The sequence below is a fragment of the Neisseria sp. P0019.S002 genome (genome assembly GCF_051957155.1).
Lineage (GTDB): Bacteria > Pseudomonadota > Gammaproteobacteria > Burkholderiales > Neisseriaceae > Neisseria > Neisseria perflava.
In genome coordinates this window covers 89,495-103,139 of record NZ_JBQCWS010000004.1, presented here as the reverse complement: position 1 = coordinate 103,139, position 13,645 = coordinate 89,495, and the positions used below count along the sequence as shown (strand labels likewise).

The window sequence follows — 13,645 nt, the reverse complement described above, 5'->3', positions numbered from 1 at the left end:
TAATACATCAGCCCTGCTTCACAATATCCGACAGCGGCCAGCGCGGCTTGACATTGAATGCGCCGACAGCCTGACGCTCGGCAAGACGCATCGCGCCGGCAAAGGCAATCATTGCTCCGTTGTCGGTACAGTATGCCATCGGCGGAAAATAGACGTTGATTTTTTCTTCCTGCGGTTTGGGTTTGCCTTTTTCAGACGGCATTTTGACGGTTAAGCGCGAAAATTCATCGCGTAGTTTCCAGTTTGCACCCACACCGCCGGCAACCACCAAAGTTCTGAAACCGGTATCCAACAACGCTTTTTTGGCTTTGGCCGCCAATACGTCAACCACCGCATCTTGGAAAGCGCGGCAAATGTCGTTACGCGTCTGTTCGGGAATTTCATCGCTGCCGGTTTCGGCGCGGACTTTTTCGACAGCGGTCAAAACGGCGGTTTTCAAACCGGAAAAGCTCATCTGCAAATCGTGCGAATGGAGCATGGGGCGTGGGAACGTGAAAGCATCAGGCGTGCCGAGTTTAGCCAGCTCGGATAATTTGGCACCGCCGGGATAAGGCAGGCCCAAAAGCTTGGCCGTTTTATCAAACGCTTCGCCTGCCGCATCGTCCACGCTTTCACCCAGCAAGGTGTAATCGCCGATACCGCGTACAGCCATAAATTGCGTATGTCCGCCCGACACCAGTAAAGCGACAAATGGAAATTCAGGTTTATCGTCTGCCAATAAAGGCGAGAGCAAATGGCCTTCAAGATGGTGGACAGGGATAACGGGCTTGCCGATGGCAAATGCCAAAGCGTTGGCGAAGCCCGAACCAGCCAGCAATGCACCTCCCAAACCCGGGCCTTGCGTAAAGGCAACCGCGTCGATGTCGGCATAGCCTACGCCTGCTTCCTTCAAGCAACCTTGCGTCAACGGCACGACACGGCGGATATGGTCGCGGCTGGCCAATTCGGGGACAACGCCGCCGTATTCGGCGTGCATCGCCATTTGTGTGTGCAAATGATGCGCCAACAGGCCGCGCTCGGTATCGTAGAGCGCAACGCCGGTTTCGTCACAAGATGATTCAATTCCTAATACCAACATGGTTTGAGGCCGTCTGAAAAAATGATTAAAAACGATTCAGACGGCGTTTTCCCCGAAAACGGAAAAAGGCCGTCTGAAATAAAGTGCGGGATAAGCTACTTACAAAGTGCCGTAAGAATGCAGGCCGCTCAAGAACATATTCACGCCGATAAAGGCAAAGGCGGTAATGACCAGGCCGATGACCGCCCACCAAGCCAACACTTTGCCGCGCCAGCCTGCCACCAGCCGCAAATGCAACCAGATAGCGTAATTCAGCCAAACGATGAATGCCCAAGTCTCTTTCGGGTCCCAGCTCCAATAGCGACCCCACGCGTCAGCCGCCCACAATGCGCCGAGAATGGTGGCAATAGTAAAGAACAAGAAACCGACGGCAATCGCTTTGTACATGACTTCTTCAATGACTTGCGAGTGCGGCAGCCATGATTTTTTGCCTGCATCTTCTTTTCTGAGTGCTAGCAGTTCGGCAATACCCAGCATGGCGGCGATACAGAATGCGCCGTAGCCGATAAAATTGGCCGGAACGTGGATTTTCATCCACCAAGACTGCAAAGCCGGAATCAGCGGCTGAATGGCATGAGCCTCGCGTGAAACGCTGTACCACAAGACAAATCCGACCACAATCGCCATAAAGCTGAAGACAAAGCCACCCAGTTTTTGTACGGCAAAACGGCCTTCGTAATAGAGGTACATCAGTGCCGTAATGACCAAGAACAAGATGAATACTTCGTAAAGGTTGGAAACCGGAATATGACCGGCATCGGGACGCAGCAGATAGCTTTCATGCCAGCGTACCAGCAAACCGACAAAGCCCGCCATCGCGGAAACCCACGCAAACACAGTACCCATGCCCAAAAGCGTGTTGGTCGGCACATTCTTGCGCACCGCCGCTATCGCGCCGACGATATAAGCAAACAAGGCAAAGAACACAAACGCGCATTGCCACATAATCGCCGACTGGCTGCTTAACAGGTATTTGAGCAAGAAGCCGTCTGCATGTTTGATATCGCCGCCATACAAATCAACGGCAAAATACGCCAGGCACACACCCACAGGGATAAACCAGCGCATCGGTTTGAAAAACCAACCCAGAAAAACGGCAATACCGGCACTCGCCCACAAAATCACCATTTCGTAGATGTCCATGTGCAGACCGGCTTGGGTTTGGGCAATAAACGCACCGATGGCAATCAGCAGTGCGAATGCCCAGTCGAAGAGGTTGAGGTTTCGGATAAATGATTTGTGTGTCAGAAGCTCATGCTCGGGCAAGGCCTGATGTTTGTTATTCATGGTTCAAATCCTTGGCAAGCTGCTGCAATTGCCGTGTGTGTTGCGGAAATTCTTTCTGCAAGTCGCGTTCGTTGCGGCTGGAAGACATGGCAAAACGGATACGGCCGTCTGAAAACAGCAGCCAAGCACGTTTTTCACGGATATAGAACATAAATACCGTGCCCAACACCAGCAATACCGAACCCAAATACACCAAGAATTCCCCCGGAGAACGGGTCATCTGCAGGCCGGAAGAGCGCACTTCGGAATAGCCGTCCAATTGCAGCAACATCGGCGCAGGATACTCGGTTAAACCGGTGTACGCGTCCATTGCATGCAGCAGGAAGCGGTTGCGTTTTTCATCTTGCGGCCAAGCCGGCAGGTTGTATGTACTGATCGTATCTTCCAAAGCGGCATTCATCACGCCATAGAGCATCTCATAGAAATAGCCCTGCATTTTTTCCTGCTGATCTTTGGGAATGTTGGTGGTAACAAACTCGTCCAAAGCCAAATAGCCGCCTTTGGCAAAAATCGACAAAGTATTTTCCGCCGCCGCCATGAATTGCTCGTGGATTTCGGCGGGTGCGCCTTTGACAGCGTTGGCAACGGTTTTACGGCGTGCCGCGTCGTCTTTCAAATATTGGCGCAAAGCCATAAAGGTATCGATTTTACCGTTTTTATCCATTGGAATGCGCAACCAGCGGTATTGCTGCGCCAAGCCGCTGCGTGTGCCGGTAATGAAGAAATAGTCTTCATCTTGTTTTACCGGCAGCATATAGTTTTTATATTCGACTGCCTGCCCTGCTTTGTCGCGGATGCGGTAAACGATAGACGGGCCGATATTGGTGTATTTTTTGCCTTCCTGACGAACGGAACGAACATCATTGATGGCAGATTTCAAGTTTTGCTCTTTTTCAGATGGCTCGCTCATGTCTTCGACGTTCATCGAAGTAAACTGGTCAAATTCCAGTTTATAAGAAGCTTTACCCAAATCCAGCGGAAACTCGCGCATGGAAGTTGCTTTGAGTTTGACCGGAGTGCGGTCGGCATCAGCCAGATTCCAGGCTTTAAACGTCAAGTCAGAGCCGCCGTCGGCGAAACTTGCCTGATAAACCGTGATACCGTGCAACGTCAAAGGATGGTTGACGCGGATGGTGTGTTCGCTGACTTTGCCGGTCGCCTTGTCCGTGACTTCCAAGTCGCTGGCGAAATCGCGCGGCATACCGGTATCGTAAAAATCAATATGGAATTTCTTCAATTTGACGGAAAACGGCAAGTCTTGCACGAGCATGCCGTTATCCGCATTCAGAAATACCACATCCGCGCTCTGACCTTCCGAAATATTGACATTGCCCCTAAACGACAAATTAGACGTACCCAACACGCTTTCGGGCTTAAAGTCTTTGGCGTAAACCGCCGTATTGTCCGGCACGATCCGGCCGGTAAGCATACCGATTTTCAGCAGGATATTGCTGTCTATCAAACCGCCCAAACAAATCACAATCAGCGCGGCATGGGCAAAGATATAGCCCCATTTGTTCATCGCACCTTTTTTTGCCGCCACCAAAACCGAACCGTCTTCACGCGTAACGGTTTTGCAGCCATAGCCCTGCACTTCCAAATAACGTTGCGCAACTTCGGGTGTTACTTGTCCGTCTAAAACGATGGAATGGCGCATTGCCGCCAGTGATTTTTCCTTGGCGTTTTCACGGAAGGAACGAATCTCGCGCAAAAACGGCGGAACATTGCGAATCAGGCACAATCCGGTGGAAATCACCAAAAACATCATGATGACAACGAACCACGCCGAGGCATACACGTCGTACAGGCCCAAAAAGCCGAAAATCTGCGACCAAAACGGGCCGAATTTCACCAAATAATCAACTTGTGGCTGATTTTGTTGCAAGACCGTACCGATAATCGAAGCCACGCCCAACAGGCTAAGCAGGGCAACGGCAAAGCGCATGGAGCTGAAAAAGGCAAACCATGGTCTACGGATAAGTGGGACGGATGATGAAGATTTACTCATGTCTCAAATGTCGGCTTGGGGCAACCCGATCGGTAGAACGGACTGCAATGACGTGTGATGCGAAAGGAAGAATACTGCATATTGTAGTAAAAATCTTTCTGTCGCTATTTGAAAAAAACAATCAGGCTTATCGGCCTATATTGGCTAAGGCCGTCTGAAGGGTTTTCAGACGGCCTGTATCAATAAGCTCGTTTCAAAACGAAATTAGTGCAAACCTTGGATGAAGTTGGCTACTGCGTTCAACTCTTCTTCGCTCAGACGGTTGGCAATATCGGCCATGATGGCGTTTTTGCGTTGGCCGGATTGGTAAGCTTTCATTTGCTCGACAACGTAAGCTTTGTGTTGGCCGCCCAGACGAGGATAGGCTTGGATTTCAGTACCGCCGCCAGGGATGCCTGCGCCGCTAGGACCGTGGCAAGACATACATGCCGGCAGTTTTTTAGCGCTCAGGCCGCCGCGATAGATTTTCGCGCCCAGCTCTGGGTTTTCTTTAGGATTGGCTTCGCCCGGTTTGCCTTGTTGTTTAGCGTAGTAGGCGGCAGCGTCGCGGATGTCTTGTTCGGACAAGTTCATCACCATCGGTTTCATCACGCCGGCAGCACCGTGGGTACGGGTACCGTCTTTGATGGCCATGGTTTGACCGTAGGTGTAGGCCGCAGCCTGACCTGCCAGTTTAGGATAAGTTGCGATACCGCTGTTACCATCGGCTGCGTGACACGCCGCACAGATAGTAGTCGCTACCTGTTTGCCTTTTTCAGCATCTGCTTTAGGGGCAGCGGAAACCGCACCGGCAGCCAATACCAAGGCCAATAAAGTCAATCGTTTCATGGAGTGCTCCTGATTACAGCATTGCGTACCGCGTCAATGCCTTTTTTATACTCAAATACCGGGGAATTTTCCCGATTAAAACCGATAATTCTATAAACGTGCTATTCTATACCAAGTTTACATTAAATTACTACTCAAATTACCAAACTGCTGCAACATAAATGCCCGATACAAATTATGATGTTGCAGTTTTGTTTCCATGCAAGGAAATACTGATGAATCTTTTTCAAAACGCCAAATTCTTTACAACGGTCAACCATCTGAAAGACCTGCCCGACACGCCGGCCGAGATTGCCTTTGTCGGCCGAAGCAATGCAGGAAAATCCAGTGCCATCAATACTTTAACCAATCATGTGCGCCTTGCCTACGTTTCCAAAACACCGGGCCGTACCCAACACATCAATTTCTTTGAACTGGAAAACGGCAATTTCATGGTCGACTTGCCCGGCTACGGCTACGCGCAAGTACCGGAGGCCATTCGTGCGCACTGGGTCAAACTCTTGGGCGACTACCTGCAACAACGCCGCCAACTGATCGGCCTGATTTTGATTATGGACTCGCGCCATCCACTCAAGGCTTTAGACATTCAAATGCTGGACTTCTTCCACATCACCGGCCGCCCTGTGCATATCCTGCTGTCAAAAGCAGACAAGCTGTCTAAAAACGACCAGATTAAAACTTTGGCGGCAGTAAAAAAATCACTCAAACCCTACACCGAACGCCAAAAAATCAGCGTTCAACTGTTCTCCAGCCTGAAAAAGCAAGGTATGGACGAAGTCAATCAAGTGGTCGGCTCATGGTTTGACGCGCATCGCGAAGAAATCGAAAATCTTGCAGGCGAAACATCGCCTGAGTGATTGTAAAACAAGGCGGAATGAGATAAGTTGACCAACCGCAAATCTTATTCTGTCATTTGGTTTCTCACCATCGCATTTACCATTTAATCCGGGGGCATGTCTCACACATGCCCTTTTTTTCATCACGCTTTTTTTGTTTTCACACGCAAACCACAATCTGCGCCAAATATGCCATCACAACATATCAGCAAGGCCGTCTGAAAACGCGGCTTCGATCTCCATTATTAAAGTGTTAATTTTAGTATTGCAACCCATTACACATCTTAGCGTTTTGCTCATGTTCAGCTAATTGTTGAGGCATAGAATGCATTCATCGTTCAACAACACAGTAGGAAAGAAAATCATGAAACGCATTAACGCTTTTATTTCAAAAAAACTCATCATTGCCGGTATTATTGCTTCAAGTTTGGGCGTTGCCGGTGCGGCAGGTACCATGGCTTTCAAAGAAGGTATGTTTGCAAAGGTTTCCGGCCAGCAAGCAGCCGCAGCAGCGGTAGCAGAAGTGGGCGGCGTCGTTAAAGATGTCGATTACAAATACAAACAACATTTGGGCGGCCGTTACAAAGTAGAAATCTTGAAAGACGGCGTTGAATACGAAGCTTTGGTTGATGCTCAAAACGGCAAAGTATTGGCAGTAGCACAAGATGACGATCAAGACAAACGACACTTTGGTAAACATGATAAGCATCATAAACATGACAATGCTGAGCCCTCTTCATCGCAAAATACAGATTATCAGGCTCCTGCCGATGCTGCACCTGGCACACCTGAAAATGCAACCACTTCCGAGGTAACAAAATCTTAATTTAAACTTTAAAAAAGCCAATGCCGTCTGAAACTTTCAGACGGCATTGGCTTTAATGCAGCATTATTTAAAACACGATTTACATCAAGCCAATCGTTTTCAGACGGCCTTTGTCTCATCTTCGCCGCCTACCCAACCTGCTTCTTTCAATTTCCGCCGTTGTGCATCATAGCGGGCTTTTTCCGCCCAATACATTGTCTGGATACAGGCATCGCCGCACTCGCTGCCGCAACATTCCCACGACTCGGGGCGGATAGGTTCGTCTAAAAGCGGTTCGCCCAAGATGGCTTCGGCTTTATTCTTCAGGGTCGTATCCATCGGCAATTTCCAAGCGTGCGCCGTCAAATTCAATCACTTCGCCGCCGCGTATTTTGGCGGTTTTACGGGTTTCGGTTTCGCCGTTGCGCAACACCAGCCCTTCGGCGATAAACGCTTTTGCCTGTCCGCCGCTTTCGGCAAGACCGGCCAGTTTCAACAGGTCGCATAAGGCGATGTATTCGTTGTCTTCAAGATAGACGGTTGCTTCCATCATTTAATCCTTTTCAATAATGGCGATATTTTAACATGGCCGTCTGAAAGAAAGCCCACTTCTGTTTTATTTGCTTTATCCAACCCCATTACATTTGGTTTTCAGACGGCCTTTCGCTGCCAACCCTGCTACAATACGCCTTTTATTGTTCACGCCGATTTTGCCATGACCGAGCCGACCTACATCCCCCTGCGCCTGCATACCGAATTCTCGATTACCGACGGTATGGTGCGGATTAAAAAACTGATTGCCAAAGCGCAGGAATACGGTTTGCCTGCTTTGGGCATCAGCGATTTGATGAATGAATTCGGCTTGGTGAAATTCTATAAAGCCTGCCGCGGCGCAGGGATTAAGCCCATCGGCGCGGCGGATGTGTGGATAGGCAATCCGAATGCACCTGACAAGCCGTTTCGCGCCATGCTGATTATCCGCAACGATGCAGGTTATCTGCGCTTGAGCGAGCTTTTGACGGAGGCGTATGTCGGCAAAGACCGCAATATCCATCATGCGGAACTCAATTCCGAATGGCTGGAAAATGGCGACAACAGCGGCTTGATTTGTTTGAGCGGCGCGCATTACGGCGAAGTGGGCGTGAATCTCTTAAACGGCAATGAAGACGCGGCACGTGCGGCGGCGTTGAAATATGCGGCGTGGTTTCCCGATGCGTTTTATTTAGAGCTGCAACGCCTGCCCGAACGCCCTGAATGGGAGGCTTGCGTTTCCGGCAGCGTGAAGCTGGCAGAGGAACTGGGTTTGCCGGTGGTAGCGACGCATCCGACACAGTTTATGAGCCGCGACGATTTCAACGCACACGAGGCGCGGGTGTGTATCGCAGGCGGCTGGGTACTGACAGACAAAAAACGTCCGCGCGATTTCACGCCGAGCCAGTTTTTCATTCCGCCGGAAACGATGGCCGAACGTTTCTCCGATTTGCCTGAAGCCTTGGAAAACACGGTAGAAATTGCCAAACGCTGCAACCTGCACATCACATTGGGCAAAAACTTTCTGCCGCTCTTCCCTACTCCGGACGGCCTGTCGCTGGATGATTATTTGGTGAAACTGTCCAACGAGGGTTTGCAGGAACGCATGGTTCAGCTTTATCCCGACGAGGCGGAGCGTGCGGCAAAAATGCCGGAATATCAGGAACGTTTGGATTTTGAGTTGAACATCATCATCCAGATGAAATTCCCCGGCTATTTCCTTATCGTACAAGACTTTATCAACTGGGCGAAAACGCATGGCTGTCCGGTAGGGCCGGGCCGTGGTTCGGGCGCAGGCTCGCTGGTGGCGTATTCATTGAAGATTACCGACCTTGATCCGCTCAAATACGCGCTGCTGTTCGAACGTTTCTTAAACCCTGAACGCGTTTCCATGCCCGACTTTGACGTGGACTTCTGTCAGGCAAACCGCGGCCGCGTGATTGAGTATGTGCGCGAGAAATACGGCGCGGAAGCGGTCAGCCAGATTGTTACCTTCGGCACGATGTCGTCCAAAGCGGTCATCCGCGACGTGGGGCGTGTGCTGGAACTGCCGTTTATGCTGTGCGACAAACTGTCCAAGCTGATTCCGTTGGAAGCCAACAAACCCCTGGGTTTAGAAAAAGCCATGGAGGCCGAGCCACAGATTCAGGAATTGATTGAAGCGGAAGAAGCGGACGAACTGATTACGCTAGCGAAAAAGCTGGAAGACCTGACGCGCGGTTTGGGTATGCACGCAGGCGGCGTGTTGATTGCGCCGGGCAAGATTTCCGATTACAGCCCCGTGTATCAGGCGGACGAATCCGCCTCGCCCGTATCCATGTACGACAAAGGCGACGTGGAAGACGTGGGCTTGGTGAAATTCGACTTTTTGGGTCTGCGCAACCTGACCATTATCGAAATGGCGCAGAACAACATCAAAAACACCACCGGCGATATCGTCGATGTCGGCAAGATTCCGCTTGACGACCAGGCCGCCTACCAAATCTTCCGCGATGCGAACACCACCGCCGTCTTCCAGTTCGAGTCGACCGGCATGAAAAAAATGCTGAAAACGGCGCATACGACCAAGTTTGAAGAACTTATCGCCTTCGTGTCGCTCTACCGACCCGGCCCGATGGACAATATTCCCGACTTCGTCGCGCGTATGAAGGGTCAGGAATTCCAATACATCCACCCGCTGCTCGAAGGTATCCTCGCGCCGACCTACGGCATTATGGTGTATCAAGAACAAGTGATGCAGGCGGCGCAAATTATCGGCGGCTACTCGCTCGGCGGCGCGGACTTGCTGCGTCGCGCCATGGGTAAGAAAAAGCCCGAAGAAATGGTGAAACACCGCGAAATTTTCGCCGAAGGCGCGGCAAAACAAGGCATTTCGCGCGAAAAATCCGACGAAATCTTCAACTACATGGAAAAATTCGCCGGCTACGGTTTCAACAAATCCCACGCCGCCGCCTACGCCCTGATTTCCTACCAGACCGCATGGCTCAAAGCCCACTATCCCGCCGAATTTATGGCGGCGACTATGTCGTCTGAATTGGACAACACCGACCAGCTCAAGCATTTCTACGATGACTGCCGCGCCAACGGCATCGAGTTCCTGCCGCCTGACATCAACGAATCCGACTACCGCTTCACGCCGTATCCGAACATGAAAATCCGCTACGCACTCGGCGCGATTAAAGGCACAGGCGAAGCCGCCGTCGAATCCATCATCGCCGCGCGGCAAAGCGGCGGCAAGTTTACCGGCCTGTTGGACTTCTGCGAGCGCGTCGGCAAAGAACACATGAACCGCCGCACCCTCGAAGCCCTGATACGCGGCGGCGCGTTCGACAGCATCGAACCCAACCGCGCCATGCTCTTGGCGAACATCGACCTAGCCATGAACAACGCCGACCAAAAAGCCGCCAACGCCAATCAGGGCGGACTTTTCGACATGATGGAAGACGCCATCGAACCGGTGCAGCTCGTTGACGTGCCCATGTGGAGCGAGTCGGAAAAACTCGCCGAAGAAAAAACCGTCATCGGCTTTTATCTGTCCGGACACCCGTTCGGCCCATATGCCCAAGAAGTCCGCCAAATCGCCCCGACCAAGTTAGGCCGTCTGAAACCGCAAGACAGCGTGCGCCTCGCCGGATTCGTGACCGCCGTGCGCACCATGATGGGCAAACGTGGCAAAATCGCCTTCGTCAGCCTCGAAGATTTGAGCGGACAGATTGAAATCATGGTCAGCGGCCAGACGCTGGAAAACTGCGCCGACTACCTCAAATCCGACCAAGTGCTGATTATCGAATCCAAAGTCAGCCGCGACGACTACGGCAGCGGCGACGGTCTGCGCATTATGGCAAACCAAGTTATGACCCTGCAAATGGCGCGCGAACGCTACGCCCGCAGCCTCAGCCTCGCCCTCGCCCCCGGCCACGACATCACGCGCCTCGCCGCCATCCTCACCGCCCACCGCCTGCCCGACACGTCGCACATCCCACTGCAACTGTCGTACAGCAACGGCAAAGCATCAGGCAAATTGAAAATTGCGCCCAAATGGATGGTAACGCCAAGCACCGCCTTGTTTGACGAACTGGAAACATTGCTCGGCAGCAGGGCTGTCCGCGTGAATTGGTAAAACTAAAGGCCGTCTGAAACTATACGTTCAGACGGCCTTTAATTTAAAAAGCGCTTTAAAAACATAAATCAGATAAAGATTCAGGCTTTCAGACGGCCTTATTGGATAGAGTGGTTATCTGAAAAGTTTATTATACAAAGCCTTTGGCCAATAGGGAAAGGTAGCCCACAATAAAGGGGAACGACAATGCCGAAACAATACCCAGCACCCAGTAAATACATTGGTTCAGTACAGTTTTTGAGGTGGTAAGCCGCAACAGTTTGAAATACAGAGAGAACCAGGCGGATGACAAGGCAATAATCAGCAAAAAGCTGACTAGGGAGAAGGAACCGGAGAAAGCGTATCCCAGCATTGTCCCTATCGCGGCATAAAGCATGCCTGCGCCTAGCGCCCATTTCCAGATGGGATAAAGCCTATCGGGGAAATTCAGTGTTCCGGAGGCTTGGAGCCTGCCGAATACCAATACAAATATGATGTCAAACATAATAATGGCTGTTTTAGTGTAGGGTACGACAATATATATGAAAAGGGGGTGAAAATACACCCCCTTTCCCTACAGATGCCCCATATTAAAGGCCGTCTGAAAAACAGTTTTATTTAACGATTTCAACCGGACCGTGGTCGTCGCAGTGGTCGCCGTGTTGGTGATGCAGACGGCCGTTGACGATGTAGTCGACGTGATCGCCGTGCGGTACGGCTTCGTGGCCGCAACCTTCGCCGTGAACGTGGCCGTGGCAGGTGTCAACCGGATGGCAGCCGTCAGGGTTGGTTTCATTGACGTTCAGGGCATGCTCGTCGTAGTGGCCGTTGTGCTCATGGTGCAGGTGGCCGTCGTGCAGATAATCGACGTGGCCTTCGTGTTTGATGGCAGTGTGGCCGCAGTTTGCGCCGTGGACGTGGTCATGATGTTCGTGGGTTTTACAGGTCATTTTTTCTCTCCTAATGTTCAGTGAATAGCAATCTTTCGCGATTGATTTTTTATCTTATCTTTTTTTGATGCAAACGTAAAAAATTTTACAGTTATTAATATATTGTTACGATATATCATCTATTGATATATCAGACTATTTTGTTTTTCAGACGGCCTTTTATTCATCATTCATTTATTTTCAGCGAGAACTTAAAACCCTTCCGATAATTCAAAATATCGAATTTTTCAGCCGTAACGGGTAACATGGAAACAAAGGGATGGGTTCTTCAAACAAACAGGTACTGCAATGGGAAAACAAGCCAGACTTTATATGGTTCGCAGCACGCAAGGTGCGCTTTATGATGTATTTTTTGAACGCGGTGTGGCAGCATTGGCCTGGCCCATGCTGGCCGAAGCGGCGGCCAAGGGTTTTGGCCGTGAGGAACTGACGGATATTTACCGTTCGGCCGTGCCGGATGTGAAATTGAGAACGGCGCAATCGGGTGCGGCTCAGATGTGGCGGTTTGTCAACGAGTTGGCCGATGGAGATGCCGTACTGACCTACTCGCCTACCCTGCGCCGTTATCGGGTCGGCAGGATTACGGGCGGCGCGGTGCATTGTCCGCAATGGGACAATGAAAAAATGTCGCTAGTGCGGCCGGTTGAGTGGCTGGGCGAAGTGTACCGTGATGATTTGAGTGCGGCCACGCAACGGGCTTTGGGCAGCGTAGCAACTTTGTTTGCGGTATCGGAAGCGTGTGCGGCAGAAATTTTTGAACGCGTGGGTTTTCAGACGGCCTAAGAAGGGAAAGGAAACAGGATTATGTGGAACACCATGCATGAATGGCTGAACGCTTTGCCTGTCAGTGAAGAAATCATTAAATCGGCATTGATGTCGGTATTGATGATTGTGGCCGTCATTGCCGGGCGCAGCATTTTGCTCTCGGCGCATTTTCGCAGCCATCCGGATTTGAGCATTGAAAACAAACGCCGCTCGCTGGTGTTCAGCCGCAACGTGACCATGTTGCTGATCCTGCTCGGGCTGGCGATGATTTGGGCGGCGCAGATTCAAACTTTGGCCTTGTCGATGTTTGCAGTGGCCGCGGCGATTGTGGTGGCAACCAAAGAGCTGATTATGTGTTTGTCCGGCAGCATCCTGCGCTCGGTAACCAAACAATACTCCATCGGCGACTACATCGAAATCAACGGCCTGCGCGGACGGGTGGTCGATATCAATATGCTGAACACGCTGATGATGCAAATCGGCCCTAATCCATTGATCGGCCAACTTTCCGGCAAAACGCTCTCGTTTCCCAACAGCCTGCTTCTGAGCCACACCGTGCGCCGCGACAATATTTTGGGCAATTATGTGATTCATACGGTGGAAATCCCCGTGCCGATTCATTTGGATTCGGACGAAATCATAGGCCGTCTGAAAGCCGTTCTTGAGCCCTTGTGCGCAGCCTATGTTCCCGTTATCCAACAATATTTGGAAAACGTTCAAGCGCAAAAACTCTTTATTACCCCCGCCGCCCAGCCGCGCGTGTCCCGCGTGCCGCATGATGACAAGGTGTACCACATCATCGTACGCTTCGCCTCCCCCGTTTCCAAACGGCTGGAAATACAACAGGCCGTCTTAGACGAATTTTTGCGCACGCAATACCGACTGATCAACCAAACAAAATAGTACGGTTTGTTTATTGATACAATTAAATCCCTTACAATAATGAAGTTCACAATCAA

Annotated in this window: 13 protein-coding genes; 5 read left to right on the top strand and 8 right to left on the bottom strand. The window is 51.0% G+C overall.

Features of this window, described 5'->3' with window-relative positions; genetic code table 11:
* Nucleotides 1–7 precede the first annotated feature (7 nt).
* The 4 genes from tsaD to ACTHTY_RS07630 form a co-directional block, all read right to left on the bottom strand.
* Nucleotides 8–1,078 (bottom strand): tRNA (adenosine(37)-N6)-threonylcarbamoyltransferase complex transferase subunit TsaD, encoded by a 1,071-nt coding sequence (gene tsaD / locus ACTHTY_RS07645; RefSeq protein ID WP_204788774.1) that lies wholly within the window; start codon nt 1,076–1,078, stop codon nt 8–10.
* Between the two features lie 99 nt (nt 1,079–1,177).
* Nucleotides 1,178–2,365 carry a c-type cytochrome biogenesis protein CcsB gene (gene ccsB / locus ACTHTY_RS07640; protein WP_440367097.1) on the bottom strand — a complete coding sequence of 396 codons (1,188 nt, stop codon included), beginning with the start codon at nt 2,363–2,365 and terminating at the stop codon, nt 1,178–1,180.
* A complete protein-coding gene (locus ACTHTY_RS07635; protein WP_440367240.1) occupies nt 2,358–4,310 on the bottom strand; it encodes a cytochrome c biogenesis protein ResB in 1,953 nt (650 codons plus the stop codon). Before ACTHTY_RS07635 ends, ccsB begins: the two co-directional genes overlap by 8 nt.
* A gap of 267 nt (nt 4,311–4,577) precedes the next feature.
* Nucleotides 4,578–5,201 (bottom strand): c-type cytochrome, encoded by a 624-nt coding sequence (locus ACTHTY_RS07630; protein ID WP_003684518.1) that lies wholly within the window; start codon nt 5,199–5,201, stop codon nt 4,578–4,580.
* Between the two features lie 215 nt (nt 5,202–5,416).
* On the opposite strand from ACTHTY_RS07630, the gene yihA reads away from it, so the two are divergent.
* Together yihA and ACTHTY_RS07620 are read left to right on the top strand one after the other, a co-directional pair.
* Entirely contained in the window at nt 5,417–6,058 is a 642-nt protein-coding gene (gene yihA / locus ACTHTY_RS07625; protein WP_049336942.1) for a ribosome biogenesis GTP-binding protein YihA/YsxC, read from the top strand.
* A 343-nt stretch (nt 6,059–6,401) separates the two neighbouring features.
* Nucleotides 6,402–6,863 (top strand): PepSY domain-containing protein, encoded by a 462-nt coding sequence (locus ACTHTY_RS07620; protein WP_225905463.1) that lies wholly within the window; start codon nt 6,402–6,404, stop codon nt 6,861–6,863.
* Between the two features lie 99 nt (nt 6,864–6,962).
* Here ACTHTY_RS07620 and ACTHTY_RS07615 read toward each other — a convergent pair whose 3' ends face one another.
* Both ACTHTY_RS07615 and ACTHTY_RS07610 read right to left on the bottom strand, forming a co-directional pair.
* Nucleotides 6,963–7,181, bottom strand: coding sequence for a hypothetical protein (locus tag ACTHTY_RS07615; RefSeq protein ID WP_049336941.1), 219 nt, complete (start codon nt 7,179–7,181; stop codon nt 6,963–6,965).
* Nucleotides 7,159–7,392, bottom strand: coding sequence for an RNA-binding S4 domain-containing protein (locus ACTHTY_RS07610; RefSeq protein ID WP_002221492.1), 234 nt, complete (start codon nt 7,390–7,392; stop codon nt 7,159–7,161). Before ACTHTY_RS07610 ends, ACTHTY_RS07615 begins: the two co-directional genes overlap by 23 nt.
* Nucleotides 7,393–7,557: 165 nt before the next feature.
* Between ACTHTY_RS07610 and dnaE the strand changes: the two genes are divergently transcribed.
* Nucleotides 7,558–10,992 (top strand): DNA polymerase III subunit alpha, encoded by a 3,435-nt coding sequence (dnaE, locus tag ACTHTY_RS07605; protein ID WP_440367095.1) that lies wholly within the window; start codon nt 7,558–7,560, stop codon nt 10,990–10,992.
* 130 nt (nt 10,993–11,122) lie between these two features.
* Here the strand turns inward: dnaE and ACTHTY_RS07600 are convergent, their stop codons facing one another.
* Both ACTHTY_RS07600 and ACTHTY_RS07595 read right to left on the bottom strand, forming a co-directional pair.
* Entirely contained in the window at nt 11,123–11,476 is a 354-nt protein-coding gene (locus ACTHTY_RS07600) for a hypothetical protein (RefSeq protein ID WP_440367093.1), read from the bottom strand.
* Between the two features lie 109 nt (nt 11,477–11,585).
* Entirely contained in the window at nt 11,586–11,921 is a 336-nt protein-coding gene (locus tag ACTHTY_RS07595; RefSeq protein WP_128580243.1) for a hypothetical protein, read from the bottom strand.
* Between the two features lie 288 nt (nt 11,922–12,209).
* On the opposite strand from ACTHTY_RS07595, the gene ACTHTY_RS07590 reads away from it, so the two are divergent.
* Nucleotides 12,210–12,704 (top strand): restriction endonuclease, encoded by a 495-nt coding sequence (locus ACTHTY_RS07590; protein ID WP_440367092.1) that lies wholly within the window; start codon nt 12,210–12,212, stop codon nt 12,702–12,704.
* Nucleotides 12,705–12,725: 21 nt separating this feature from the next.
* Nucleotides 12,726–13,589, top strand: coding sequence for a mechanosensitive ion channel family protein (locus tag ACTHTY_RS07585; RefSeq protein WP_004520900.1), 864 nt, complete (start codon nt 12,726–12,728; stop codon nt 13,587–13,589).
* The last annotated feature ends 56 nt before the right edge of the window (nt 13,590–13,645 follow it).

What these genes read in the sequence shown, in the direction of transcription:
- ccsB (WP_440367097.1), bottom strand. Translation starts at nt 2,365, where the DNA reads ATGAATAACAAACATCAGGCCTTGCCCGAGCATGAGCTTCTGACACAC.
- ACTHTY_RS07620 (WP_225905463.1), top strand. Translation starts at nt 6,402, where the DNA reads ATGAAACGCATTAACGCTTTTATTTCAAAAAAACTCATCATTGCCGGT.
- ACTHTY_RS07630 (WP_003684518.1), bottom strand. Translation starts at nt 5,201, where the DNA reads ATGAAACGATTGACTTTATTGGCCTTGGTATTGGCTGCCGGTGCGGTT.
- ACTHTY_RS07590 (WP_440367092.1), top strand. Translation starts at nt 12,210, where the DNA reads ATGGGAAAACAAGCCAGACTTTATATGGTTCGCAGCACGCAAGGTGCG.
- ACTHTY_RS07600 (WP_440367093.1), bottom strand. Translation starts at nt 11,476, where the DNA reads ATGTTTGACATCATATTTGTATTGGTATTCGGCAGGCTCCAAGCCTCC.
- ACTHTY_RS07615 (WP_049336941.1), bottom strand. Translation starts at nt 7,181, where the DNA reads ATGGATACGACCCTGAAGAATAAAGCCGAAGCCATCTTGGGCGAACCG.
- ACTHTY_RS07585 (WP_004520900.1), top strand. Translation starts at nt 12,726, where the DNA reads ATGTGGAACACCATGCATGAATGGCTGAACGCTTTGCCTGTCAGTGAA.
- ACTHTY_RS07610 (WP_002221492.1), bottom strand. Translation starts at nt 7,392, where the DNA reads ATGGAAGCAACCGTCTATCTTGAAGACAACGAATACATCGCCTTATGC.
- yihA (WP_049336942.1), top strand. Translation starts at nt 5,417, where the DNA reads ATGAATCTTTTTCAAAACGCCAAATTCTTTACAACGGTCAACCATCTG.
- ACTHTY_RS07595 (WP_128580243.1), bottom strand. Translation starts at nt 11,921, where the DNA reads ATGACCTGTAAAACCCACGAACATCATGACCACGTCCACGGCGCAAAC.
- ACTHTY_RS07635 (WP_440367240.1), bottom strand. Translation starts at nt 4,310, where the DNA reads ATGCGCTTTGCCGTTGCCCTGCTTAGCCTGTTGGGCGTGGCTTCGATT.
- tsaD (WP_204788774.1), bottom strand. Translation starts at nt 1,078, where the DNA reads ATGTTGGTATTAGGAATTGAATCATCTTGTGACGAAACCGGCGTTGCG.
- dnaE (WP_440367095.1), top strand. Translation starts at nt 7,558, where the DNA reads ATGACCGAGCCGACCTACATCCCCCTGCGCCTGCATACCGAATTCTCG.